Here is a 24831-nt window from a genome sequence, read left to right on the forward strand (position 1 = left end):
ATGGGCCTGATCTCGGAGGTGCTGCTGCTGCCGTTCGCACCGGTACGCGGCAGTGCCTGGGCCATCAGACAGGTGGTACAGGAGGCCGAGCGGATCTACTACGACCCCGCCACGATCCGGGCTGAACTGGCTCGCCTTGAGGAGCAGATGGAGGCCGGGGAGATCACGGAGGAGGAATTCGACCGCCTTGAGGACGACCTTCTCGACCGGTTGGAGATCGCTTCGCGCGGGAGCGCGGGAACGGGCAACGGGACGACACCATGAACCGAGTGGGACTGGGTCTCGCCATAGGGGCCGGATATCTCCTGGGACGGACCAAGAAGCTGAAGATGGCGGTGGCCGTCGGCGGCCTGGTCGCCGGGAAGAAGCTGAACCTGAGCCCGCGCATGGTCGCGGAGCTGCTCCAGGAGCAACTGCGGAACAACCCGCAGTTCAAGGAGATCGGCGACCAGCTGCGTGAGGATCTGCGGGGTGTCGGCAAGGCCGCCTCGGGTGCCATGGTCGAGCGGCAGATCGACGCCCTCGCCGACCGGCTGCACGGCCGGACCGCCCAGGTGCGCGACCAGCTGACGGGCGTGGTGCCCGGCGGTCAGGACGACGACGCCGAGGACGCCGAGTACGAGGACGCCGAGTACGAGGACGAGGAGCCCGAGGAACCCGAGGACTCCGGACTCGACGAGGACGAGGAGCCCGAGGGCTCCGGTGCCGACGAGGAGGAGGGCGAGGAAGAGGACGAGGAGCCTCAGGCGAAGAAGGCTCCCGCCAAGAAGGCCCCCGCCAAGAAGGCGCCGGCGAAGAAGGCGGCGAAGAAGGCTCCCGCCAAGAAGGCCCCCGCCAAGAAGGCTCCCGCGAAGAAGACTGCGGGCCGCAAGGCGGCGGCGAAGAAGACCACGCCCGCCAAGAAGGCGACCTCCGGGCGCCGGGGCGGCGGCGCCCGGTCCCGGCTGCCGAAGGGAGGCGGTGAGGGATGAGTGACACTCTCGGCTCGGCGAAGTCCGCCGCCAACGGAGCGACGAACAACCCGCTCACAGACCTGGCCCACAGCGAGGCCGCCGACCGGCTGAAGGCCGAACTGCAGGAGTACCTCACCGCTCAGGCCACGCGCATGCTGACCGGTGTGGGCCGCAAGCTCGGCGAGACCACCGGCAAGCTGAACGACATCGCCGAGGGCAACAGCCCCGGCTTCGCGAAGCTCGCGCTCGACGGCGGCCGCAAGATCGCCGAGGGCAAGGGCCCGCTGCGCGCCGCACTGGAGACCGGCGGCTCACGTATCAAGGACAAGGTCACCGGGGCCGTGAAGGGCCTGGCTGGCGGAGGCAAGGGCAAAGGTAAGGGCAAGGGCCGTTCCGGCAACAAGCCCACCGTCATCATCGAGCACATCGATGTCGGCGTACCGCTGCGCACGGCGTACGACCAGTGGACCCAGTACCAGGACTTCAGCACCTTCGCGAAGGGTGTCAAGGCCGCGAGCAAGGCCGACGACACCACCTCCGACTGGCAGTTGAAGGTCTGGTGGTCCAACCGCAGCTGGAAGGCGACCACGACCGAGCAGGTCCCCGACGACCGCATCGCGTGGACCTCCGAGGGCGCCAAGGGCACCACGAAGGGCGTCGTCTCCTTCCACCGGCTCACCGACAACCTGACGCGCGTCCTGCTGGTCATCGAGTACCACCCCGCCGGCTTCTTCGAGAAGACCGGCAACATCTGGCGCGCCCAGGGCCGCCGTGCCCGGCTCGACCTGAAGAACTTCGTCCGCTTCATCACGATCAAGGGCGAGGCGGAGGACGGCTGGCGCGGCGAGATCCGCGACGGCGAGGTCGTCCTCAGCCACGAGGACGCGCTCGCCGAGGAGGAGTCCGAGGAGGAGCGCCCCGAGGGCGAGGAGCCGGACGACGAGTACGAGGAAGAGGAAGAGGAAGAAGAGGAAGAACCCGAGGGCGAGTACGAGGACGACGCCGAGGCCGAGTACGACGAGGAGGCCGAAGGCGAGGAAGAGCCCGAGGAGGAAGCCGAAGAGGAGCCTGAGGAGGAGTACGAAGAAGAGGACGAGGACGAGTACGCCGACAGCGGGAGCCGTCGATGACAACGCCCAGCAGGATGCCCGAACCCTACGGCCAGGGGAGCAGTGCCAACCTGGCCGACATCCTGGAACGGGTGCTGGACAAGGGCATCGTCATCGCGGGCGACATCCGCATCAACCTGCTCGACATCGAACTCCTCACGATCAAGCTCCGGCTCATCGTCGCCTCCGTCGACAAGGCCAAGGAGATGGGCATCGACTGGTGGGAGAGCGACCCGAACCTGAGCTCTCGGGCCCGCCGTGATGAACTGACCCGTGAGAACGCCGAGTTGCGCGAGAGGCTGGCCCGGCTGGAGGAGCTGGAGCCGGGCCGCGCGGAGAAGAAGGAGGCCCAGTGACCGGACTGCGGTACGTCTACGCCGTCTGCCGCCCCTTCGGTACGCCGCTCCAGTCCCAGCTGTCGGGGGTGGCGGGCGATCCGCCCCGCGCGCTGACCCACCACGGTCTCGTCGCCGTGGTGAGTCATGTGCCGGAGCGGGACTTCGCCGAGGAACCGCTCCACGCCCATCTGGAGGACCTGGACTGGCTCACCGAGACCGCCCGCGCCCACCAGGGCGTGATCGACGCGCTCACCACCGTCACGACCCCGCTGCCGCTGCGGCTCGGCACCGTGTTCCGGGACGACAGCGGCGTTCGGACGATGATGGAGGCCCGCGAAGGGGACTTCCAGAGCACCCTCGACCGGCTGGAGGGCCGGGTCGAGTGGGGCGTGAAGGTCTATGCCGAGTCCGAACAGCAGGAAAGTCCCCGGCCCGCGCAGAAAGCCACGTCGGGCCGGGACTATCTGCGGCAACGGCGCATGCAGACCAGGTCGCACGAGGAGATGTGGCAGAAGGCCGAACATTTCTCGAACCGACTGCACGAAAATCTCTCCGCATTCGCGGAGGATTCCCGGCTGCACCCCCCGCAGAATCCCGCGCTTTCCAAGGCGACCGGGCGCAACGTAATGAATGCCGCATATCTGGTGCCGCGCGCCAATTCCGAGGAATTCGTGGAACTGGTGGACCGCACGAAGGGCGATGTGCCCGGACTGCGCATCGAACTCACCGGCCCCTGGGCGGCCTATTCGTTCGCCGGGGAGGCCCTATGACCGACGGAGAGAAGCCGTGACCGTAGTGGAACGCCGTGAGGTCGCCCTCGTGGACCTGCTCGACCGGCTGCTCGCCGGCGGCGTCGTGATCACGGGGGACATCACGCTGCGCATCGCCGACGTCGACCTGGTCCGCATCGACCTCAACGCGCTCATCAGCTCGGTGAACGCCCAGGTGTCCTCACCGTTCGAGGAGTTGCTGTGACGTCAGCCGACAGCCCCCGGCCCCAGCCCCGGCCCAACCCTCGTCCGCAGCGCAACCGGATGGACCTGGAGCCCGACACCGTAGAGCGTGACCTGGTCAAACTCGTGCTGACGGTGGTGGAACTGCTGCGCCAGCTCATGGAGCGCCAGGCGGTGCGCAGGTTCGACGTGGGGGATCTGACCGAGGAGCAGGAGGAGCGGGTCGGGCTCACGCTGATGCTGCTCGAGGAGCGGATGGCGGAACTGCGCGATCGCTACGGACTGCGGCCCGAGGACCTCAATCTGGACCTCGGGCCGCTCGGACCGCTGCTTCCCCGGGACGGGGGCTGAATCAGCTTCCCCGGGACGGGGGGTTGAATCAGCGGCTAATTCACCACCTGTACCACCGGCCCCGGCTCCCGGATGCCGACGTGCCCCGCACGAGGAATCCCAGCAGCCACAGCACGAGAACCGCCAACGCGATCCACCAGAGTACCTTTACTGCAAATCCGGCACCGAACAGAACCAAAGCCAGAAGCAGCACCAGCAGAATGGGAACCATAATGTGAACCTCCTGCATTCAGGGTGTCCCCGAAATGGCGATTCAGGCTTCCTTTCGGCAGAGAATTTCTCCGTGCAGCACGCTGAACCAGCCGTCCTCCTGCTCACCCCACGCGCGCCACGCCCCGGCCGCGGCCCGCAGCTCCTCCTCGCCGGCGTGCCCGCCCAGCCGGGCCCGGTCCGCGTACGTCGAGGCAAGGGTGCGGTCGGCCCATAGTCCGCTCCACCAGGCCCGCTCCTGAGGCGTGGCGAAGGTCCACGTCCCGGAGCTCGCCGTGACGTCCGTGAGCCCGGCTCGCAGCGCCCAGGCCTTGAGCCGGCGCCCGGCGTCCGGCTCACCGCCGTTGGCCCGGGCGACCCGGCGGTAGAGGTCCAGCCAGTCGTCGAGCCCCGCGGACGCCGGATACCAGGTCATCGCCGCGTAGTCCGCGTCCCGCACGGCGACGATGCCGCCGGGCCTGACGACCCGCTTCATCTCCCGCAGGGCCCGTACCGGATCCCCCACGTGCTGGAGCACCTGATGGGCGTGGACCACGCAGAAGGTGTCGTCCGGATAGTCCAGGGCGTGCACGTCGGCAACGGCGAAGTCGACGTTGGCCAGTCCCCGCCCGGCCGCCGTGGTGCGCGCCTGCTCCAGGATCTCCGGCACCCGGTCGACACCGGTGACCCGTCCGCCCGGCACCAGCTCCGCCAGGTCGGCGGTGATGGTGCCGGGGCCGCAGCCGATGTCCAGGATCCTCATGTGGGGCTTGAGCGAGGGCAGCAGATAGGCGGCCGAGTTGGCGGCGGTCCGCCAGGTGTGCGAGCGGAGCACCGACTCGTGGTGCCCGTGCGTGTAGACGGCGGTCTCCCGTGGTTCCGGCATGGCGGATCCCACCCCTTCCGTTCTTCCGGTCGGCATGGGATCACCGTACGCACCGGGGCCGAATGATGAGACCCGCATCCTGCTATATGGACTGACGGAGCGTCAGTCAGTATCCGGTGATGGGCCGGTACACGGTCAGCGCCTCGGGCAGCTTCTCCAGGGTCACGCTCCCCTCGACGTCGATGACCTCGCCGTCGTGGGCGAGCAGCGTGCCGGGGGCCACGTGGTCCAGGCGCAGCCGCCCCACCTGGACGGCCGCGTGGACGGGCGAACGGGTCAGTGGTCCCGCGAGGGCGGCGGCCAGCAGTCGTGCGGCGGGCCGGCGCCCACCGTGCACGACCCGGACGTCGAGTTGTCCGTCCGCGAGGTCCAGCCGGCGCCCCGGCGCGAGCCCCACGCGGTGATAGGTGCCGTTCCCGGCGAACAGCAGCCACAGCGGACGCGTACGGCCCTGGAACTCGGCCTCCAGCGGATGCCGGCCGGTCCGCAGCACGCGCCGGGCCGCGAGCACGCCCGCCGGCCAGCCGCCGATCCGGTGCGACCAGCGCTCCCGCTCGCGCACGAGCTCCGGATAGACGCCGACACTGCAGGTGTTGAGGAAGACGCCGTGCTCGTCGCCGCAGCTGAACCGGCCGACGTCCACGCGTACGGCATCGCCCTGGCGCAGCGCGCGGGCCAGGTCGCGTGCGTCCTCCACGCCCAGGTCGTAGGCGAAGTGGTTGAGGGTGCCGCCGGGCAGCACGGCGAGGGGCAGCCGGTGCCTCAGGGCGACGCGGGCGGCGGTGTTCACGGTGCCGTCGCCGCCGCACACACCGAGGGCCCGGGCGCGGCCGGCCGCCTTCTCCAACTCGGCTGCCACGTCCTGCGGTTCGCACTCGACGATCTCGGCCCGCGGGAGTTCGTCGCGCAGGGCGCGGGCCCGCTCGGCGGTTCCCGCGGCGGTGTTCGCCACAAGCACGAGCCCCTCGCCCTCCAGCAGCGCGGGGACCTCGGCACGGGGGCGGGCCGGCGGGGTGACCTGCGACCGTGTCGGCACCAGGCCCCGCACGGCGAACGCGGCCCCCACGCCCAGCGCCGCGCCGGCCAGGACGTCGTTCGGGAAATGGACGCCGGTGCAGACACGGGACAGGGCGACCGAGGCGGCCACCGGGGCGACGACCGCGCCCCACACCGGGGACTCCAGGGCGACACCGGCCGCGAAGGCGGCGGCCGACGCGGCGTGCCCGGAGGGGAACGACGTGGTGATCGGCTGCCGCTTCAGCTGCCTGATCAGCGGGACCGGGTCCAGCGCCGGGCGGGGGCGGCGCACCGAGCGCTTGCCGAGGGTGTTGACGGCGAGGGAGGCGAGGCCCAGCGAGGCCAGACCACGGGTCGCCGCGCGGCGGGCCCGGGGCGTGCGGCTCGCCGCGAGGGCGGCGGCCGCCGCGAACCACAGGGCGCCGTGGTTCGCGCCCCGGCCGAGCCGGGGCAGGACGGGGTCGGCTCCGGGCCAGTGCCGGCCGGCGGCGGCCTCGAAGAGACGGCGGTCCAGGGCGAGGACGCGGTCGCGCAGGGGGTGGTGCCCGGGCTTCGTCGTGGTGAGGTCCAGGTCGGGGGTTGTCATGGGGCTGCGGGTACCCGGAGGGGGGTGGGCACACCGATGCCAAATCCGTTTGCCCGGGAAGCCCCGGCCCCGGAGAATCCCTGCCCATGGGTCACCTCGAAGCCGCGCACCTGGAGTACTACCTGCCTGACGGAAGGGCGCTGCTGGGTGATGTGTCGTTCCGGGTGGGGGAGGGGGCCGTCGTGGCCCTGGTGGGGCCCAACGGCGCGGGGAAGACCACCCTGCTTCGTATGCTCGCCGGTGAGCTGAAGCCGCACGGCGGGTCCGTCACCGTCGGCGGCGGCCTCGGTGTGATGCGGCAGTTCGTCGGATCCGTACGGGACGAGACGACCGTACGGGACCTGCTCGTCTCCGTCGCGACTCCCCGGATCCGCGAGGCGGCCCGCGCCGTCGACGCCGCCGAGCACGCCATCATGACCGTCGACGACGAGGCCGCCCAGCTCACATACGCCCAGGCCCTCGCCGACTGGGCCGAGGCGCGCGGCTACGAGGCCGAGACGCTGTGGGACATGTGCACCACCGCGGCCCTGGGCATCCCTTACGACAGGGCCCAGTGGCGTCTCGTCCGCACCCTCTCCGGCGGCGAGCAGAAGCGGCTCGTGCTGGAGGCACTGCTGCGCGGCACCGACGAGGTGCTGCTGCTCGACGAGCCCGACAACTACCTGGACGTACCCGGCAAACGCTGGCTGGAGGAGCGGCTCGCCGAGACCCGCAAGACCGTGCTGTTCGTCTCGCACGACCGCGAACTCCTCGCCCGCGCCGCACACCGCATCGTCGCCCTGGAAACGAGCCCCGCGGGTGCCGATGCCTGGGTGCACGGCGGCAGCTTCACCACGTTCCACGACGCCCGCCGCGAACGCTTCGCCCGCTTCGAGGAGTTGCGCAGGCGCTGGGACGAGAAACACGCCCAGCTGAAGAAGCTGGTACTGACACTCCGTCAAGCAGCGGAGAACAGCGCCGACCTGTCCTCCCGCTACCGCGCGGCCCAGACCAGGCTCCGCAAGTTCGAGGAGGCGGGCCCGCCCCCGGAGCCGCCGCGCGAGCAGGACATCAAAATGCGCCTCAAGGGCGGCCGCACCGGTGTCCGCTCGGTCACCTGCGAGCACCTGGAGCTCACCAACCTGATGAAGCCCTTCGACCTGGAGGTCTTCTACGGCGAACGCGTCGCCGTCCTCGGCTCCAACGGCTCCGGCAAGTCCCACTTCCTGCGGCTGCTCGCCGGTGGCGACGTGGCGCACACGGGGCGCTGGAAGCTGGGCGCCCGCGTCGTGCCCGGCCACTTCGCGCAGACGCACGCCCACCCGGAGCTGGAGGGCCGCACGCTCCTGGACATCCTGTGGAAGGAGCACGCGCAGGACCGCGGCGCCGCGATGTCCCGGCTGCGCCGCTACGAACTGACGAACCAGGCCGAGCAGACGTTCGACCGGCTGTCCGGCGGTCAGCAGGCCCGGTTCCAGATTCTCCTGCTGGAGCTCCAGGGCGTGACGGCGCTGCTGCTCGACGAGCCGACCGACAACCTCGACCTGGAGTCCGCCGAGGCGCTCCAGGAGGGCCTGGAGGCGTTCGAGGGCACGGTCCTCGCGGTCACCCACGACCGCTGGTTCGCCCGCTCCTTCGACCGCTACCTGGTCTTCGGCAGCGACGGCCGGGTCCGGGAGACCCCGGACCCGGTGTGGGACGAACGCAGAGTGGAACGCGCCCGCTAGGGGCGCGGGGAACCGCGCGACCAGCCACAACGCACCCGCACGCGCACTGCGGCAAGCACCCCGATGGCGGCTGGGCGCACAACGGCTCCGCTCACTTCCAGCGCAGCAACGCCCCGAGTCCACCCACCGGCGCCTCCTCCTCCGCAACCGCCAGCGCACGCGCGTCCGTGGCCACCGCCGACCGGATCAACGCGTCATCCACCCGGGCCGGCCACGAGTGCTGCTCGCCGAGGATCTTCAGATCCGTGCGCCGCACAGCCACCTGGTCCGGATCCTCGCCGATCCACACCTCGCGATGTGCGTCCGGCCCGTTCGGCCTGATCAGCAGCTCGTCGATCCGGTGCTCGCGCGCCGCCTCGATCAGCGCGGGCACACCCTCCACGGCCCGGGCCCGGCCCTCGTCGTCCGGGTTCCGGCCGGCCCGGAACCGCTCCAGCTCCGCCTCGGCCTGCCACGCCACATGCTCGGCGCGGGCCCGTTCCACGTCCTCGTCGAGGAGCCGGCTGCCGCTGCCGTGCGGCGCCTCCACGACCAGGTCGTGCAGCCGCTTCGGCAGCCGGTCGTGCACGGACCGCCGCTCCCGGTCGTCGCCGACGAGAATCAGCAGGTCGGCCTGCGTCTCCTCCTGGCACACGGCGAGCGCGTCGGCGATCTCCGCGGCGTTGTGCTCCCAGGTGTTCTCCACCCGCAGCTGGAAATGCCGCTCGGACCAGTCCGCGGAGCCCGTCCGGTGCACCGGCCACTGGCGCCCGGTGACGCCCCCGGCGCCCTCCCGGCTCAGTGCGCTGCGCAGCTCGAAGTCCGCGCCCTTGCGGTCGACGTAGGCCACCACGCACACCGGGTCCTCGCCGGCCAGCTCCAGCAGTGGTGTGACGCGCGGCAGCGGGGCCCATTCGGCCCAGTCGCCGGTTTGCGGGGGACGGGCCAGCGACGGGTCGAGGACGACCTCGCCCTCGCGGGCGAAGAGAGCCCGGCCGTGGGGTTCGGAGGAGTGTCGCAGATCCTCGATCGCGTTCTGCACGGCCCTGCAGGTCGCCTCGTCCGCGCCCTGCGCGGTCAGCTGCCTGGCCATCGCCTGGGCCGTCAGCTGACGCTCGTGAGGCGTGTCCTCCGTGTGGCGGGAGGTGTCGACGTACACAGAGGCCCACGGCCCCGAGTGTTCGTAGAGTGGGTGCAGAAAGGCGAGATCCATGGCTCCCTCCCGGGTGCCGATCGGGTGTGGTGCTCAGTTGCACCGGGCGGGTACCCGTACCGCATGAACGAACACGACGAGCGGGGCGACACCATGACCGGAGTGGACCCTGACCGGCTGGACGAACAGCAGCTCATGAAGGAGCTGGAGACCATCCACCGCACGCGTCACGACACGCTGCTGTACGGGTCGAACGACGCGCTGCGGGCCCACAACGAGCGCATGGCGCAGCTCGAGGGCGAGTATCTGCGCCGCAACCCGCGCCGCCCCGTGGCCGCGGGCCGCACACGTGAAGGGGCCCGGGAGCGGGGGAGCGGGGAGTCGGCGACTCCCACGACCCCCGGCACCTGAGCCCCTCGAAGGTCACACGACCGGCGACAGCGCGGCAGACGCCATCAGCCGGCCTCCTCGGCGAACACGTCGAGGAAGGTCTCGCAGAACGCCTTCAGGTCGTCCGGCTTACGGCTGGTGACCAGCTTGCCCGCGCCGTGGTCGCAGACCTTGACCTGCTTGTCCACCCAGGTGCCGCCCGCGTTGCGGATGTCGGTCCGCAGGCTCGGCCAGGAGGTGAGCTCCCGGCCGCGTACGACGTCCGCCTCGACCAGCGTCCAGGGCGCGTGACAGATCGCGGCCACGGGACGGCCCTGCTCGAAGAAGTCCCGGACGAACGCGACGGCCTTGTCGTCCATCCGCAGAAAGTCCGGATTCGCCACGCCACCCGGCAGCACCAGCGCGCCGAACGAGTCCGGCGCGGTCTCGCCCACGACCTCGTCCACGGGGAAGGTGTCCGCCTTGTCGAGATGGTGGAACGCCTGGATCTTCCCCTGCTTCGTCGACACCAGCACGGGCTCGTGGCCGGCGTCCTTCGCCGCCTGCCACGGATCGGTCAGCTCGACCTGCTCGACGCCCTCGGGTGCGACCAGAAACGCGATACGCATGATGCTCAATGTCCTTTCCCGGAACGCGCGGTGCTCCGGCGCGCCGCGTCGCCCCACGCGTTGCTGCGGTTCTTCTCGTCCTCGATGCCCGTGATCGTGCTCACGCACCGCCCCGGGCGTCCGGCTCGGCGCGGCTGATGTCGGCGAGCGCCGACGCGGGGTCCTCGGCCTCGGCCAGGTCGCCGAGACTCACCATGCCGACCGGCAGCCCGTTCTCCACCACCGGCAGCCGGCGCACCGCGTGCTCGCGCATCAGCGTGGCCGCGGTCGCCACCTGGTCGTCCGGCGACACCGTCACCGGATCCGGAGTGCACACGGTCTGCGCGCTCACCGTCATCGGATCGGCGCCGTCGGCGACGGCCCGCACCGCGATGTCACGGTCGGTGAGCACTCCGATCACGTCCTGCCCGTCGGCGACCACCACGTCCCCGATGTTCTGCGTGCGCATCAACTGGGCCGCCTCGACGAGCGAGGCGTCCGGGCGCACGGCGACCACACCCGGAGTCATCACGTCCTTCACCAACTCGGCCATCACTGAGGCCCTCTCTCCGTTCCCAGGTCGGCGGGGGTACCGCGGCGCACCGGCCGGTGCGCCGCGGTACCCCCGCGCGGTCACTGCGCGTATTCCTCAGGCCCGGTCTCGCGGGCCCGGACCAGAGCCTGGGCCAGCTCCTGGACACTGCCGTAGCGCTCCTGCCGCGGCAGCCGCTCCAGAGCCTCGACGAGGGTGTCGGGCGCCTGGTGGCCGCGCAGCTCGCGGGCCAGCTCACGCGAGCTCGCGGGGAACGCCTTGCGGCCCAGGATCCGGGCCAGATCCAGCCGCACCGACTCCAGAGACGTCGGCGCACGGCTCGGTGTCACCGGCCCGTACGCGACCTCGGGGTCGTCCTCGGCGGCCGGCTCCGGGTCGTGCCACTCCTCACTGCGCGTGGGGTGCCCGGACCTGAGCAGACCCTGCAGTTCGTGCTTCATCTCGTCGTCCCGGTGGACGCTCAGCCGGTCGCTGCCTCGCTGCATGTCTCCCTCCAGACCTTCGGGGGTCCGCACCGCGTACCCGAACACCGGAAGCCGACACGGGTTCGGCACACCGGATCGCCACACCCGCCCTGGTTTGCGCCACGGCCTGGGGGAGACCCGGGTCACATCCCCCACACCTCCCTGGGGAAGGACCCGCCATGGCGATGCTCGCTGTGCTCATCCCGCTGCTCATGCTCGGAGTGGTGCTCGTGCTGGGCCGGTACGAGGAGCTGCTGCTGCCGCAGGAGAACGCCGACCGGCGCGAACCGGCCGGCGTACCCGTGTCCCCCGCCTCCGCGGCCGCCACTCCCTCTCCCGCTCCGGCCGGAACTGCCGCCCCCTCGCCCTGAAGCCCTGCTCGACCATCGCTCCCCGGTCCGCGTCGGGTCACCCTGCGCGACCGCGACAGACCTCTCCGGGTTTGTGTGTGAGGGCCGGGGGCAGGCGCACCTCAGTGCTTCGGACAGGAGGCACGCCCGTGGGAGCGGCGTGAAGCGTCGCCACCGGCGCCCCTGTCCCGCAGCGGATGCGCTCCCACGGTGACGGTCCGAACCAGAGCATCTGCAAGGGAATCGCGACGCATCATGCCGACTCACACGAGCTCGAAGCAGCACCCCCACGACGACGCCCCCGACACCGCCGAGGCCTTCCGCAGGCTCGCCGCCCTCCCCGCCGGCCCGGAGCGCGACGCGCTCCGCGACGAGATCGTCGAGGCCTGGCTGCCCATGGCGGACCGCCTCGCCGGACGCTTCCGCAGCCGCGGCGAGAACCTGGACGATCTGCGCCAGGTCGCGGCCCTCGGCCTGGTCAAGGCCGTGGACCGGTACGACCCCGAACTCGGCAACGCCTTCGAGAGCTATGCCGTGCCCACCGTCACCGGCGAGATCAAGCGGCACTTCCGTGACCACATGTGGACCCTGCACGTACCCCGCCGGGTCCAGGACCTGCGCAACCGTGTCCGGTTCGCCTCGCAGGACCTGTCCCAGACCATCTCCGGCCGCCGGCCCACCGTGGCCGAGATCGCCGAGCACGCGAAGATGAGCGAGGAGGACGTCAAGACCGGCCTGGAGGCGCTGGAGAGCTTCACGGCCCTGTCCCTGGACGCGGAGCTGCCCGGCAGCGAGGACGGGTACTCCCTGAGCGACGCGCTCGGGTCGCCGGACCCCGCGCTGGACACGGTCGTGGACCGGGAGGCGGTGAAGGACCGGCTGGCCGCGCTGCCGGAGCGGGAGCGGGCGATCCTGTACATGCGGTTCTTCTCCGACATGACGCAGAGCCGGATCGCCGAGGAGCTGGGGATCTCGCAGATGCATGTGTCCCGGCTGATCAGCCGGTGCTGCGGGAAGGTGCGGGAGCAGGTCATGCGGGATGTGGCGTAGGGCCGCCCCTGCGGGGGGACGTTCCGCGTCACCCGGTTGGAGGGTGCTGTCCCGCTAATGGGGTCCGGACGCGCGCGGCGGTCCGCTGGGCGGGCTGTGATGGCAGAGGGACATTCTGCCGTCGCCCGAAGGAGTCCCCTCCATGCGCCGCACCGTGCACGCTCTCTCCGCCGCCGTTCTCGCCGGGTCCGCGCTGCTGGGCTTCGCACCCGCCGTCTTCGCCGAACCCGCCGCCGAGGTCAGTCCCGCCACCGTCGAGCCCGGAGGGACGCTCACCGTCTCGGTCAGCTGTGATCCGACCGGTGGGCCGCCGCCCGACACCATCGACGCCACCTCGCAGGCCTTCGACGAGGGCACCGTCCCGCTGCGCAGGGTCACCGGCAACGACGACAAGGCGTCCGGGCCCGCCTACCGGGGCACGGCCCGCATCGCGTCCGCCGAGAACTTCGAGGGCGATCCGGACGCCCTCGGTGAGGACTCGGCGTGGACCGTCGACGGCACCTGCCCGGCCGCTCCCGGCGGGGAGGGCAAGGAGTGGAGCGCGACGTTCACGGTGGCCCACGGCGGCGGTGGCCACCACAAGCCGTCTCACCAGCCCACTCACCGGCCCACCCACAAGCCCTGCCCTGAATCGCACCACCCCCACGACACCGAGTGCGGCGGAGCGGTGATCCAGCGCGGGGTACGGGCCGGTGACGGCGGTGCCTTCACCGACTCCGTGCCGGCCCTGGTCGCGGGCGGGCTGCTGATCGCGGGCGCGTTCGGCGCCGCCGCGCACCGGCTGCGCAACCGGGAGAGCGACCCCTGCCGCTGACCTGCCCGGACCCTTCCGCGGCGCGGCGGAAGGGCCCCGCTTCCCCGGCCCGGCCCGCTCATGCTGTGACCGTCACAACCCGGCGGGTGCCCATGGGGCGGCAACACCCTGGGTACTCAGTGGCCGAGGGCACGAGCCGCACCGGACGGATCACCAGAACACGGCGGCACCAGGCACTGCGGAGGTATGGATGCGGCGGACGGACCCGCAAGGCCACGGCCCCGTCCGGTTCGGGCCGCCACTCCCCGAGGACGGGCTGCCGGTTCTGCCGGAGCTGTCCGCGGTGCTCGCCGCGGCGGCGTCCCGCGGCGGCCTCGAGCCGGTCGGCGGCGGCCCCGCGCTGCGGGAGGCCGCCTGCGGCTACTGGGACCGGCGCGGACTGCACTGCGCCCCCGACCGCGCGGCCGCCGGCCCCGGTGCGCCCTCCCTGCTGCTCGCGCTGACCGCCGCCCTGGGCGGTGACGTTCTGGTGCCGAGACCCTGCGCGGCCTGGTGGGCTCCGTACGCACGCCTGCTGGGGCGGCCCGCCTTCCATGTGCCGACCCCGCCCGAGAGCGGCGGCGTCCCCGATCCGTACGCCCTGCTGGAGACCGTGCGCCGGGTCCGCGCCGAGGGCGGCGACCCGCGTCTGCTGGTGCTGTCCGTCGCCGACGACCCCACCGCGACCGTCTCCCCTCCCGAGCTGCTGCACGAGACCCTCGAGGCCGCCCAGGGGGAGGGCCTGCACCTGGTCAGCGACGAGACCTGGCGCGACACCCTGCACGACCCGCACGACACCGTGCTGCTCAGCCCCGCCGAGATGCTGCCCGACCGGGTCACCGTCGTCACCGACCTGGCCGGTTCCCTGCTCCCGCCCGGCTGGCCCGCCGCCGTGGCCCGTTTCCCGGCCGGCGAGGACGGCGACGGCCTCCACGCGCGCGTGCTCGACGTCCTCACCGCGCTCGACGCCCGCGTCGCCGCCCCGGTCGCCGCGGCGGCCGGGTACGCCCTGGCCGAACCGGAACCCGTCACGGCGCGCGTGGCCGCCACCGTACGCCTGCACGCGGGCGTGGCCGCCGCCGCGCACTCCGCCGTCGTCGCCGCCGGTGCCCTGTCCCGGCCCCCGCGGGCCGGCCGGCACCTGTACGTGGACCTCGCTCCGCTGCGCCCCGCGCTGACCGCGCACGGCGTGGGCGACGCACAGGAACTGGAGGACTTCCTCTCCGCACGCCTCGGCATGCCCGCGCCGGGCGGCCACCGCTTCGGCGACGACCTCGAAGCCCCGCGCGTGCGGCTTTCCACCGGCGCACTGCTGCCCGCCTCCGACCCGGAACGCGCGGAATGCCTCACCTCACCCGCGCCGTTGGAACTGCCGCACGTGCGAGACGCGTTGGTCCGGCTGAAGTCGGTCTTCGACGATCTCCGCGACGAAGCTCAGCGATGGGAGCCTCCTCGATGACGCAGCAGTCCGAGTCGACCACAGGTACGACGACCACCCAGGAAGCCGACGCCCCGGCACTCCCGTCCCCGCTCGCGCCCCCGTACCCGCCCCTGGCCGAACCCCGGCCGCCGGCCGAGCGGAGAGTGTGGCCGCGCACCTTCCACGACCGGCTGACCGCCCCGCTGCCCGGCCTGAAGGCCATCGCCCGCTTCGCCCGCGAGGGCTCCGTGAGACCGAGTCCCGAAGGCCTCGCCGACATCCCCCGGCTCCCCTACGCCCCCGGCCCGCTGCCCCGCGTCGACGCCCGCACCATCGCCGTCACCTGGGCGGGGCACGCCAGTTGGGTGCTGCGCGTCGGCGGCCTCACGGTCCTCACCGACCCGGTCTGGTCCCGCCGGATCCTCGGCACCCCCGCCCGCATCACCCCCGTGGGCGTCCCCTGGGAAGACCTGCCGCGCGTCGACGCCGTCGTCATCAGCCACAACCACTACGACCACCTGGACGCCCCCACCCTGCGCCGGCTCCCGCGCGACACCCCCGTGTTCGCCCCGGCCGGGCTCGCCCGCTGGTTCCACCGCCGCCGCTTCACCCACGTCACGGAACTCGACTGGTGGGAAGCGGCCGAACTGGACGGCGTCCGCTTCGACTTCGTCCCGTCCCACCACTGGTCCAAGCGCACCCTCACCGACACCTGCCACAGCCTGTGGGGCGGCTGGGTGCTCACCGACCGGGACGGACAGCGCGTCTACTTCGCAGGCGACACCGGCTACGGCCACTGGTTCTCCCGCATCGGCCGGCGCTACCCCGGCATCGACCTCGCCCTCCTCCCCATCGGCGCCTACGACCCGCGCTGGTGGCTCAGCGACGTCCACTGCAACCCGGAGGAGGCGGTCCGGGCCGCCCAGGACCTGGGCGCGACCAGGATGGCCCCCATGCACTGGGCGACGTTCGTCCTGTCGGCGGAGCCGGTCCTGGAGCCGCTCACGCGCGTACGAGCGGCCTGGGAGAAGGCGGGTCTGCCCCGGGAAAACCTCTGGGACCTGCCGGTGGGCGCTTCCAAGGTGCTGCTCGGGAGCTGACCTCTCAGGGGCGCGGGGAACTGCGCGAACAACCACGAACAACCCGCACTCCGCGAACAACCGCGCCTCGAACGGCGCTACCGAACCCGCCGCACCAGACTCGGCACCGCGCTGATCACCAAGGTCAGCGCGATCGCCGCCACCACGCCCTCCCACGGCTCGTCGAACAGCGACCCCCCGAGAATCCCGATCAACTGATACGTCACGGCCCACGCCAGACACGCCGGCAGGTTCCCCCGGGAGAACCGCCGCAACGGCCACTCCGCCAGAAGACAGGCCAGCATCACCGGGATACGCCCCGCCGGCACCAGCCGGGAGAGCACCAGCACAGCGACACCGTGCGCGGCGAGTTTCTCCTGCGCCTGGGCGAGCCGGTCCTCCGGCGCCCGCGCCCGGATCGCCTCCAGCCAGCGCGAGCCGTTCCTCGACCTCAGCCCGCGCCGCCCCAGCCAGTACAGCGTCGCGTCCCCGAGAAACGCCGCCAGCGACGCCGTCAGGAACACCATCGCCAGCGAGAACGGCGACGCCTGGTGCACGGCGACCACGGCCGCCGAACTCACCAGCGCCCCCGTCGGAATCACCGGCACCAGCGCCCCGAGCAGCACCAGCAGGAAGAGCGTCGGATAGCCGACCGCCTGCTGTGTGGACGTCGGCACGATCGACGCCGGGGTGACGGCCGAAGCCGCCAGCAGGGGCAGACCGGCCTGCGCCACGGGCGCGGTCCAGGTCACCGCGCCACCTTCAGGCGCACGCTCTCCCCGTGCCCGAGCCGGTGCACCGCCACGCCGGGTGCGCGCCGGGCCGCCAGCCGTACGAACTCGTCGCCCGGCGCGTGGAACTCGTGGGGGCGCACGGCGTCCATCCCGATCGGCCAGTACGTGCCGTAGTGCACCGGCACCGCACTGCACGGCGCCAGTTGTGCCAGCGCCTCCGCCGCCCGTCCCGCGTCCAGATGTCCCTCGCCCAGGTACGGCCCCCAGCCGCCGACCGGCAGCAGCGCCACCTCGACCGGCCCGACCTCCTCGGCCATCGTGTCGAACAGCCCGGTGTCCCCGGCGAAGTACGTCCGGGCCTCGCCGGCTATGACGTAGCCGAGCGCGGGGGCGCGGTGCGGTCCGAGCGGCAGCCGCCGCCCGTCGTGCCGCGCGGGCACGGCCCGTACGACCACCTCGCCGACCGGGATCTCGTCCCCGGGCGCCACCTCGCTCACCCGCAGGTGCGTGAGCCGGCGCAGTCCGGGCACGGCCCGGCGCGCGCCCCGGGGCACGAGCAGGCGCGTGCCCGGAGCGAGCCGCATCAGCGAGGGCACATGCAGATGGTCGGCGTGCAGATGCGAGACCAGTGCCACGTCCGCGTCACGGGCGCCGGACGGCGGCAGGGCTCCGCGCCGGCGCCGCAGGTGCGCGAGCCGGCGCGCGAACAGAGGATCGGTGAGCACGCGTACGTTCGAGTCCTCGACCGTGCAAGTGGCGTGACCCCACCAGGTGATCTCCACCGGCACTTCTTTGCCTCCTTCGCGCGACTCCCCGAAGCCTACGGGCAGGAGTAGGGTCGGCGGCGAAACCGGAGGTGAGGGGGGACGCCATGGTGCCGGTCCGGGTCACGGCGATCGCGAGTCTGACGCCGCTGGAGGAGCTGGACGACGATCCGTTCCTGGTCGACTCCCGCAGCCAGCACGCGATGTGCGCCCGCTGGGCCGCCGAGCGGGGCTATGTGGTCAGCCGGGAGTTACTGGTCCGGGGGCTGCGCCCCGACCACGGTGCCCTCTGGGACGGCGTCCGGCCCGGCCTCGACCTGTTCGTGGCGCCCAGCCGGCGGGTACTCGAGAGCGCGCTCGCGTCCGTGGAGGAGTTCACCGCGGAGTGCGCGAGGCGCGGGGTGCGCGTCGAGACGGTGGGGCACGCGGAGCCGGCGTACGACGCGGCGATGAAGGCGTGCGTGCACCGCCGGCTGTCGATGCCGACGGCCGGATACGACGGGCGCTGACGCGGCGACAGCGAAGGCGTGCCCTCGGCCCTGCTCGTCCCCGCTCGGCAGTGCGAGGGACAAAAGGCGTTCCCCGGGCGTTGTGACAGGGTGGACGAGGGCCCGCGGCGGCGGGCCGGGACGTGAGGTGGCTGGGCGTGCGGGGCGTGCGGTGGCGGCGGGTCGCCAGTCAGATCGGGCGGAGCGTCGCCGTGTGGGCGGTCTCCACCGTCACCCTGCTCCTGCTCGCCGGGATCCTGCCGGACTTCCGGCTCCGGTCGGCGGACGGCGACAGCGCCACCGACATCGCCGTCACGGCCGCCTTCGGCGCCGGCGCCTTCGGTCTGCTGTCGGCCGTGGTCTGGCCGCTGCTCGTCCGGCTCCTGCTCCTCGTACCGGCGCTCGTGCTCGGGCTGCTGGTGTTCTTCCTGAACGGCGCGCTGCTGCTGCTCGCCCTGCGTCTCAATCCCGCCGAGCGCGGCGCCGCCGCCCCGGAGACCGCCGTCGTGGTCGCCGCCGTGATGTCCGCCGTGGCGTCCGCCACCGGTGCCGCCCTGGCCGTGCGCGACGACGACGCCTACCGCCGCAGGCTGTACCGCCTCTCCGACCGCCGCCGCCGGTCCGGACCGCCCAGCCCGTCCAGCCCCGGCACGGTGTTTCTCCAGCTCGACGGCGTCGGCCACGACGTCCTGCTGGACGCGGTCGGCAAGGGCCTGATGCCCACCGTCGCCCGCTGGCTCGACTTCGGCGACGGCGGCCGCTCCACCCACCGCCTCACCCCCTGGCGCACCGACTGGTCCAGCCAGACCGGCGCCAGCCAGCTCGGCATCCTGCACGGCAGCAACCACGACGTCCCCGCGTTCCGCTGGTACGAGAAGGACACCCGCGAGGTGGTCGTCTGCAACCGCCCGACCAGCGCCGCCGAACTCCAGCGCCGCGCCGTCGGATACGCCGGACACGGCGGTCTGCTCGCCGTCGACGGCGCCAGCCGCGGCAACCTGTTCAGCGGCGGCGCCGAACAACAGGCCCTCGTGCTGTCCATCGCCACCCGCCGCCGCAGCCGCGAGAACCGCTCCCGGGCGGGCTACTTCGCCTACTTCTCGGATCCGGCCAACGCCGTGCGCACCGCCCTGTCCTTCGTCGCCGACGTCGGCCGGGAGATCGGCCAGTCCACCCGGGCCCGCCTGCGACAGCAGCGCCCGAGGGTCTCCCGCGCGGGCCTCTACCCGTTCGTGAGGGCCTTCGCGACGATCGTCGAGCGGGACGTCGTCGTCGCCTCGGTGACCGGCGACATGCTCGTCGGCCGCACGGCCGTCTACGCCGACCTGGTGGCCTACGACGAGGTCGCCCACCACTCCGGCCCGGCGAGCCGCGACGCGCAGAAGGTCCTCGAAAGCCTCGACCGGTCGCTCGCCCTGATCGAGAACGTCGCCGAGCACGCCCCGCGCCCGTACCGGATCGTCGTGCTGTCCGACCACGGCCAGAGCCCCGGCGAGACCTTCCGCTCCCGCTACGGCCTCACCCTCGGCGACCTGGTACGGGCCGGCTGCGGACTGCCCGTGTCGCGCAGGGCGGAGCGCACCCGCAGCGGGGCGGAGGCCCGCGCCGCCGTGCGTGCCGCCCTGCGTATCCCGGTCGAGGAGGGCGGCGAGCGGCACCGCCCCGCGCGCCGCTCCGAGCCGATCGTGCTGGCCTCCGGCAACCTCGGCCTGGTCTCCTTCCCGGACGTCACGCACCGGATGAGCAAGGAGGAGATCGACGCCCGCCACCCCGCGCTGCTGCCCACCCTCGCCAACCACCCCGGTGTCGGCTTCCTGCTGGTCCGCAGCGACGAGCACGGCGGCGTCGTCCTCGGCGCGAACGGCGCCGAGATCCCGCTGGCCGGCCTCGACGAGGACCCGGGCCCGCTCGCCGCGTTCGGGCCGGGCGCGGCCGACGCGGTGCGCCGTACGCACTCCTTCCCGCACACCGCCGACATCATGGTCAACTCGTTCCACGACCCGGCCGACGGCGAAGTCCTCGCCTTCGAGGAGCAGATCGGCTCCCACGGCGGGCTCGGCGGCGCCCAGGGCAGGCCCTTCCTGCTGTCCCCGCTGGTCCTCTCCGCGCCGGTGGCGGACGGGGCGGAACTCGTCGGCGCCGAGCACGTCCACCGTGTCCTGCGCCGCTGGCTGCGCGAGTCGAACGGCCCTCAGGTGCCGCTGGAGAGCAGCGAGGAACGCGCGGCCTGAAATTCGGCGCGTGCGCGGACGCGACGCCACGGGTGTGATCGGATGGGGGAAGGGGACCCGGAGACGGGCCCCACAGCGAGTCCGTACGCGAAAGGAAGAACCGTGGCTACCACGCGCTCCGCACACACCGTCTGGGAAGGCAGCCTGCTCGAGGGCAACGGCGTCGTCACCTTCGACTCCTCCGGTGCGATCGGCGAGCAGCCGGTCACGTGGGCGTCGCGCGCCCAGGAGGCGAACGGGAAGACCAGCCCCGAGGAGCTGATCGCCGCCGCCCACTCCAGCTGCTACTCCATGGCCTTCTCCAACATCCTGAACAAGGCCGGGACGCCGCCCACCAAGCTCCTCACCTCCGCCGACGTCTCCTTCCAGCCCGGCGAGGGGATCACCGGCATCCACCTCACCGTCGAGGGCACCGTCCCCGGCATCGACGAGGCGGCCTTCCTCGCCGCCGCCGAGGAGGCCAAGGTCGGCTGCCCGGTCAGCCAGGCGCTGAAGGCCACGCCCATCACGCTGACCGCCAAGCTCGCCTGACCAGATACACCCCCGTCGCGCGGGCCCGCCCACCAGGGGCGGCCCGCGCGTCGTCGGTTCGCCACCCGCGGCCGGGGTAGGAACCAGACGCTCTGGAACCGACGGGCCGGAAGGAACGCGATGCTGCCGGGAACGTCCCCGAACGCGACGGTGCTCGACTCCGCCACCCGTGACCGGACCCGCGTCCTGCTGCTGTTCAGCCTCTCCGGACGGCTCCGCCCCCGGGACACCGCCCTCGGCGCCCTCGTCGACCGCTACGACTACGGCCGCTTCGCCTCCCACCTGATGACCAGCCAGGACGTGCTCCCCGTCCCGGTCCTCGACGAACACGTCGCGCCCCGCCGGCTGCGGCTGCCGCACGGCGACCACGGCCTGGGCCTGGCTTCCCTGCGGATCCTCGTCGTCGCCACCCCGCGCGGTGACGCCACCCTGGTCGTGGACTGCGCCTTCGCGGGCGAGACCACGGCCGGCGACCTCGCCGCCTGGCTGGCCACGACCTGCTTCGACCGGGAGCGCATCGAACTCGACGACCGCCCGCTCCTCCAGACGCTGACCGAGCAGCTGGGCCGCCCGCTCGCCCTCGGCCAGAAAGTGCACCAACTCGTCTTCCCCGGCGGCCGGTTACAACGCGAACTGCTCAGCGCCGACGAGGCCCGCAAGGCCATCCTGCTGAACGAGATCGTCTACCGCGGCCGGATGCCCTGGAACCCCGCCACGCCCTACGACGCGAGCCTCGCGCCGCACCTCAGGAACCACGGCCTCACCCTGTCCGCCCTCGGCCGGGGCGTCTCCGTCCAGGCCGGCTGGGCCCCGCACGTCGAGAACGGCCTGATGCTCGTCGCCGTCGGCATGGTCTCCGCCCTCGCCGTGCTCCAGCGCACCCGGCTCGCCGCCTTCGCGATGATGAAGGCCAACGAGCAGGCCCTGACCGACTCGCCCACCGAGATCCGCTCCCTGATCTCCCGCCTGTCCGCCGGCGTCAACGAACTCCAGCTGGACCTCGCCTTCGGCGTCGAGGCCTACGTCGACAGCCTGCTGATCCCCGAGATGGTCATGGAGGCCTTCCAGTCCTCGCAGCGCGACGCGCTCGGCATCCGCGACAGCCTGGAGAACTCGGCCCGCATGGTCGAGCGCCTGACCTCGGTGATCAGCGCCCGCTCCGCCGCCCTGGACGCCGAACTCGCCGAACGCGACGAGCGCCGCGACCGCACCGTGTCCGGCCTCGTCGCCGCCGCCACACTGATCGCCCTGCCGCCGACCCTGCTGCTCGCCTTCTTCGGCGTGAACGGCACGAACGTCGACGACCACCGCTCCATCCTCGACCTGCGCGCCTACGGAACGGCCTACGCGCTGGCCTGGCTCCCCTTCGTCGTCCTCGTCGTGATCGGATACGTCCTGCTCAGACGCATCAGCACCCGCTCCGGCTCCCTGCTGCCCACGTCCGACGACGACGCCGTGCCCGTACCGCCGCCACGCCCGCCCTCCGGGAGCCCCCGACCATGACGCCACGCCCCGCCGTCTCCGCCCACCGGGGCGGCTCCGAGCGCGCCGACGCCGCCACCTGGGAGGCGTACAAGGACGCGCTGGAGTCCGGCGCGGAGTACGTCGAGTTCGACATCCGCCGCACGGCCGACGGTGTCCTCGTCGTCTACCACGACCCCCGGGTCGGGCCCACCGGGCCGCCGCTGTCCCGGCTCACGCACGCCGAGCTGAGCGAGCGGGCCGGATACGACGTGCCGGTGGTGGACGAGGTCATGGCGCTGATCGCCGGGCGACTCGTGGCGCACCTGGACCTCAAGGAGGTGGGCTACGAGCAGGACGTGGTCGACCGGGCGGTGGCCCTTCTCGGCACGGACGGACTCGTCGTGACGACGCTGGAGGACCGTTCCCTCGCCGCCGTGACACAGGCCTTCCCCGGGGTGCGCACCGCGCTGTCCCTGGGGCGCGACCGCAGGGACCTGGCCCTGGCCCGGCTGCCGGGGACCCGGCTGAGCGAGCTGTTCCCCGCCCGCCGGATCCGCGCCTGCGGTGCTCACGGCGTCGCCGTGCACCAGCGGCTGGCCAGGACCACCGTGCTGCGCGAGGCGACCCGGCGCGGCCTGTTCACCATGGTGTGGACGGTCAACGACGACACCCTGATGCGGGCCTTCCTCGCCCACCCGCGCGTGGACGTGCTGGTCACGGACCGGCCCCGGCGCGCCGTGGCCCTGCGCGGGCCCATCACCCCTTCGCGGCATTGACAACGGCGCACTCAAGTTTTGTGCTGGAGAGTGGGGAGTGCCCTGACGGAAGGGGACAGCGATGGGACGAGCGGTCGGGATCGACCTCGGGACCACGAACTCGGTGGTGGCCGTGCTGGAGGGCGGTGAGCCCACGGTCATCGCCAACGCGGAGGGGGCCAGAACCACACCCTCGGTCGTGGCGTTCGCCAAGAACGGCGAGGTGCTGGTGGGGGAGGTCGCCAAACGGCAGGCCGTGACGAACGTGGAGCGCACCGCCCGCTCGGTGAAGCGCTACATGGGCGACGCGAGCTGGCGTTTCCCGGACCAGGGCGACGTGGACGGCACCCGCTACCGGGCGCAGGAGCTGTCCGCCCGGGTGCTGCAGAAGCTGAAGCGGGACGCGGAGTCCTACCTCGGCGAGGACGTCACCGACGCGGTGATCACCGTCCCGGCCTACTTCGACGACACGCAGCGGCAGGCGACCAAGGAGGCCGGGGAGGTCGCGGGCCTGAACGTGCTGCGGATCATCAACGAGCCGACGGCGGCGGCGCTGGCGTACGGGCTGGACAAGGAGAACGACCAGACGGTCCTCGTCTTCGACCTCGGCGGCGGCACCTTCGACGTCTCGCTGCTGGAGATGGGCGAGGGCGTCATCGAGGTGAAGGCCACCAACGGCGACACCCACCTCGGCGGCGACGACTGGGACCAGCGGATCGTCGAGTACCTCGTCAAGCGCTTCAAGGGCCAGTACGGCGTCGACCTCGCGGGCGACAAGATGGCGGTGCAGCGGCTGCGCGAGGGCGCCGAGAAGGCCAAGATCGAGCTGTCCAGCTCCACCGAGACGACGATCAACCTGCCCTACATCACGGCCTCCGCCGAAGGGCCGCTGCATCTCGACGAGAAGCTCACCCGGGCCCAGTTCCAGGAGCTCACCTCCGATCTGCTCGACCGCTGCAAGGCGCCCTTCCACCAGGCGGTCGACGACGCCGGGGTGAAGCTCTCCGCGGTCGACCACGTCATCCTCGTCGGCGGCTCCACCCGGATGCCCGCGGTGACCGAGCTGGTCAAGGAACTCACCGGCAAGGAGCCGCACAAGGGCGTCAACCCCGACGAGGTCGTGGCGCTTGGTGCAGCGCTCCAGGCGGGCGTCATGCGCGGCGACGTCAAGGACGTCCTGCTGCTCGACGTCACCCCGCTGTCCCTGGGCATCGAGACCAAGGGCGGCATCATGACGAAGCTCATCGAGCGCAACACGACGATCCCGACCCGGCGTTCGGAGATCTTCACGACGGCGGCCGACAACCAGCCCTCGGTCGGCATCCAGGTCTACCAGGGCGAACGGGAGATCGCCGCCTACAACAAGAAGCTCGGCGTCTTCGACCTGACGGGCCTGCCGCCGGCACCGCGCGGCGTCCCGCAGATCGAGGTGGCCTTCGACATCGACGCCAACGGCATCATGCACGTCTCCGCCAAGGACATGGCGACCGGCCGGGAACAGAAGATGACCGTCACCGGCGGCTCGGCCCTGGGCAAGGAAGACATCGACCGCATGATGCGCGAGGCCGAGCAGTACGCCGAGGAGGACCGGGGCCGCCGCGAGGCCGCCGAGACCCGCAACCAGGCCGAGCAACTCGTCTACCAGACGGAGAACTTCCTCCGCGAGAACGGCGACAAGATCCCGGCCGACACCAAGACCGAGGTCGAGTCGGCCGTCACCGAGGTGAAGGGACAACTGGAGCAGCAGGCGGACACCGCCGCCCTGCGCACCGGGGTCGAGAAACTCGCCTCGGTCAGCCAGAAGATGGGCCAGGCGATGTACGCCCAGGCCCAGCAGGCCCCCACCGAGGAGTCTCCCGGCACCGCGCGGGAAGAAGAGGGCGTGGTCGACGCGGAGATCGTGGACGAGGAGAAGGACCAGCGGGACGAGAAGGGCGGCGCCGCATAGGCCGGACCAC

Annotated in this window: 29 protein-coding genes; 20 read left to right on the forward strand and 9 right to left on the reverse strand. The window is 72.2% G+C overall.

Annotated features, from left to right (window positions below; genetic code table 11):
- The 7 genes from OHU35_RS35070 to OHU35_RS35100 are packed head-to-tail and all read left to right on the forward strand — an operon-like array spanning position 1 to position 3704.
- Entirely contained in the window at positions 1-264 is a 264-nt protein-coding gene (locus OHU35_RS35070) for a gas vesicle protein GvpG (protein WP_189726221.1), read from the forward strand.
- A complete protein-coding gene (locus tag OHU35_RS35075) occupies positions 261-971 on the forward strand; it encodes a DNA primase (RefSeq protein WP_189726220.1) in 711 nt (236 codons plus the stop codon). Before OHU35_RS35070 ends, OHU35_RS35075 begins: the two co-directional genes overlap by 4 nt.
- Positions 968-2083, forward strand: coding sequence for an SRPBCC family protein (locus OHU35_RS35080; RefSeq protein ID WP_405508156.1), 1116 nt, complete (start codon positions 968-970; stop codon positions 2081-2083). The genes OHU35_RS35075 and OHU35_RS35080 overlap by 4 nt, the downstream gene beginning before the upstream one ends.
- Positions 2080-2418, forward strand: a complete 339-nt coding sequence (locus OHU35_RS35085) for a gas vesicle protein (RefSeq protein ID WP_189726218.1) — start codon at positions 2080-2082, stop codon at positions 2416-2418. Before OHU35_RS35080 ends, OHU35_RS35085 begins: the two co-directional genes overlap by 4 nt.
- A complete protein-coding gene (locus tag OHU35_RS35090) occupies positions 2415-3170 on the forward strand; it encodes a GvpL/GvpF family gas vesicle protein (protein WP_189726217.1) in 756 nt (251 codons plus the stop codon). Before OHU35_RS35085 ends, OHU35_RS35090 begins: the two co-directional genes overlap by 4 nt.
- Before the next feature lie 16 nt (positions 3171-3186).
- Complete coding sequence (locus OHU35_RS35095) at positions 3187-3375, forward strand: gas vesicle protein (RefSeq protein ID WP_184588487.1); 189 nt, start codon at positions 3187-3189, stop codon at positions 3373-3375.
- A gap of 59 nt (positions 3376-3434) precedes the next feature.
- Entirely contained in the window at positions 3435-3704 is a 270-nt protein-coding gene (locus OHU35_RS35100) for a gas vesicle protein K (protein ID WP_229873118.1), read from the forward strand.
- 40 nt (positions 3705-3744) lie between these two features.
- On the opposite strand, the gene OHU35_RS35105 is transcribed toward OHU35_RS35100, so the two are convergent.
- The 3 genes from OHU35_RS35105 to OHU35_RS35115 all read right to left on the reverse strand — a co-directional run bounded on the left by OHU35_RS35105 (position 3745) and on the right by OHU35_RS35115 (position 6382).
- The gene (locus OHU35_RS35105) at positions 3745-3915 is read right to left on the reverse strand and encodes a hydrophobic protein (RefSeq protein WP_189726215.1); all 171 of its coding nucleotides are present in this window, start codon (positions 3913-3915) and stop codon (positions 3745-3747) included.
- Positions 3916-3957: 42 nt separating this feature from the next.
- Positions 3958-4779, reverse strand: coding sequence for a class I SAM-dependent methyltransferase (locus OHU35_RS35110; protein WP_189726323.1), 822 nt, complete (start codon positions 4777-4779; stop codon positions 3958-3960).
- Positions 4780-4885: 106 nt separating this feature from the next.
- Positions 4886-6382, reverse strand: a complete 1497-nt coding sequence (locus OHU35_RS35115; RefSeq protein ID WP_405508159.1) for a bifunctional phosphatase PAP2/diacylglycerol kinase family protein — start codon at positions 6380-6382, stop codon at positions 4886-4888.
- An 86-nt stretch (positions 6383-6468) separates the two neighbouring features.
- Between OHU35_RS35115 and OHU35_RS35120 the strand changes: the two genes are divergently transcribed.
- Positions 6469-8088 (forward strand): ABC-F family ATP-binding cassette domain-containing protein, encoded by a 1620-nt coding sequence (locus tag OHU35_RS35120; RefSeq protein WP_189726213.1) that lies wholly within the window; start codon positions 6469-6471, stop codon positions 8086-8088.
- A 91-nt stretch (positions 8089-8179) separates the two neighbouring features.
- Here the strand turns inward: OHU35_RS35120 and OHU35_RS35125 are convergent, their stop codons facing one another.
- On the reverse strand, positions 8180-9280 hold the full coding sequence (locus tag OHU35_RS35125; protein ID WP_189726212.1) for a Vms1/Ankzf1 family peptidyl-tRNA hydrolase: 1101 nt from the start codon (positions 9278-9280) through the stop codon (positions 8180-8182).
- A gap of 63 nt (positions 9281-9343) precedes the next feature.
- On the opposite strand from OHU35_RS35125, the gene OHU35_RS35130 reads away from it, so the two are divergent.
- Positions 9344-9631, forward strand: a complete 288-nt coding sequence (locus OHU35_RS35130) for a DUF6158 family protein (RefSeq protein WP_189726211.1) — start codon at positions 9344-9346, stop codon at positions 9629-9631.
- 44 nt (positions 9632-9675) lie between these two features.
- Here the strand turns inward: OHU35_RS35130 and OHU35_RS35135 are convergent, their stop codons facing one another.
- The 3 genes from OHU35_RS35135 to OHU35_RS35145 all read right to left on the reverse strand — a co-directional run bounded on the left by OHU35_RS35135 (position 9676) and on the right by OHU35_RS35145 (position 11235).
- Positions 9676-10218, reverse strand: a complete 543-nt coding sequence (locus OHU35_RS35135) for a type 1 glutamine amidotransferase domain-containing protein (RefSeq protein ID WP_189726210.1) — start codon at positions 10216-10218, stop codon at positions 9676-9678.
- Between the two features lie 100 nt (positions 10219-10318).
- Positions 10319-10750 carry a CBS domain-containing protein gene (locus OHU35_RS35140; protein WP_189726209.1) on the reverse strand — a complete coding sequence of 144 codons (432 nt, stop codon included), beginning with the start codon at positions 10748-10750 and terminating at the stop codon, positions 10319-10321.
- 80 nt (positions 10751-10830) lie between these two features.
- A complete protein-coding gene (locus OHU35_RS35145) occupies positions 10831-11235 on the reverse strand; it encodes a DUF2795 domain-containing protein (protein WP_189726208.1) in 405 nt (134 codons plus the stop codon).
- Positions 11236-11393: 158 nt separating this feature from the next.
- Between OHU35_RS35145 and OHU35_RS35150 the strand changes: the two genes are divergently transcribed.
- From OHU35_RS35150 to OHU35_RS35170, 5 genes are all read left to right on the forward strand, one after another.
- On the forward strand, positions 11394-11585 hold the full coding sequence (locus tag OHU35_RS35150) for a hypothetical protein (protein WP_189726207.1): 192 nt from the start codon (positions 11394-11396) through the stop codon (positions 11583-11585).
- Positions 11586-11819: 234 nt separating this feature from the next.
- Positions 11820-12614 (forward strand): RNA polymerase sigma factor SigF, encoded by a 795-nt coding sequence (locus OHU35_RS35155; RefSeq protein ID WP_405508163.1) that lies wholly within the window; start codon positions 11820-11822, stop codon positions 12612-12614.
- A gap of 142 nt (positions 12615-12756) precedes the next feature.
- Positions 12757-13428, forward strand: a complete 672-nt coding sequence (locus OHU35_RS35160; RefSeq protein ID WP_189726205.1) for a hypothetical protein — start codon at positions 12757-12759, stop codon at positions 13426-13428.
- Between the two features lie 190 nt (positions 13429-13618).
- Positions 13619-14866, forward strand: coding sequence for an aminotransferase class I/II-fold pyridoxal phosphate-dependent enzyme (locus tag OHU35_RS35165; RefSeq protein ID WP_405508165.1), 1248 nt, complete (start codon positions 13619-13621; stop codon positions 14864-14866).
- Positions 14863-15927: an MBL fold metallo-hydrolase gene (locus OHU35_RS35170; RefSeq protein ID WP_359889265.1), complete on the forward strand. Its 1065-nt coding sequence runs from the start codon at positions 14863-14865 to the stop codon at positions 15925-15927. Before OHU35_RS35165 ends, OHU35_RS35170 begins: the two co-directional genes overlap by 4 nt.
- 77 nt (positions 15928-16004) lie before the next feature.
- Here the strand turns inward: OHU35_RS35170 and OHU35_RS35175 are convergent, their stop codons facing one another.
- On the reverse strand, positions 16005-16616 hold the full coding sequence (locus OHU35_RS35175; RefSeq protein ID WP_372498757.1) for a DedA family protein: 612 nt from the start codon (positions 16614-16616) through the stop codon (positions 16005-16007).
- Positions 16617-16654: 38 nt separating this feature from the next.
- Positions 16655-17428, reverse strand: a complete 774-nt coding sequence (locus OHU35_RS35180) for an MBL fold metallo-hydrolase (RefSeq protein WP_189726202.1) — start codon at positions 17426-17428, stop codon at positions 16655-16657.
- Positions 17429-17511: 83 nt separating this feature from the next.
- On the opposite strand from OHU35_RS35180, the gene OHU35_RS35185 reads away from it, so the two are divergent.
- The 6 genes from OHU35_RS35185 (at position 17512) to dnaK (ending at position 24821) form a co-directional block, all read left to right on the forward strand.
- On the forward strand, positions 17512-17913 hold the full coding sequence (locus OHU35_RS35185; RefSeq protein ID WP_030843767.1) for a hypothetical protein: 402 nt from the start codon (positions 17512-17514) through the stop codon (positions 17911-17913).
- A 137-nt stretch (positions 17914-18050) separates the two neighbouring features.
- Entirely contained in the window at positions 18051-20123 is a 2073-nt protein-coding gene (locus tag OHU35_RS35190; protein WP_189726201.1) for a phage holin family protein, read from the forward strand.
- A 102-nt stretch (positions 20124-20225) separates the two neighbouring features.
- Positions 20226-20654, forward strand: a complete 429-nt coding sequence (locus tag OHU35_RS35195) for an OsmC family peroxiredoxin (protein WP_189726200.1) — start codon at positions 20226-20228, stop codon at positions 20652-20654.
- A 120-nt stretch (positions 20655-20774) separates the two neighbouring features.
- Entirely contained in the window at positions 20775-22157 is a 1383-nt protein-coding gene (locus OHU35_RS35200) for a hypothetical protein (RefSeq protein WP_405508169.1), read from the forward strand.
- Entirely contained in the window at positions 22154-22894 is a 741-nt protein-coding gene (locus OHU35_RS35205) for a glycerophosphodiester phosphodiesterase family protein (protein ID WP_405508171.1), read from the forward strand. The genes OHU35_RS35200 and OHU35_RS35205 overlap by 4 nt, the downstream gene beginning before the upstream one ends.
- A gap of 61 nt (positions 22895-22955) precedes the next feature.
- On the forward strand, positions 22956-24821 hold the full coding sequence (gene dnaK / locus OHU35_RS35210) for a molecular chaperone DnaK (protein WP_359889271.1): 1866 nt from the start codon (positions 22956-22958) through the stop codon (positions 24819-24821).
- The last annotated feature ends 10 nt before the right edge of the window (positions 24822-24831 follow it).

It is taken from the genome of Streptomyces purpurascens (assembly GCF_045040895.1).
Taxonomy (GTDB): domain Bacteria; phylum Actinomycetota; class Actinomycetes; order Streptomycetales; family Streptomycetaceae; genus Streptomyces; species Streptomyces purpurascens.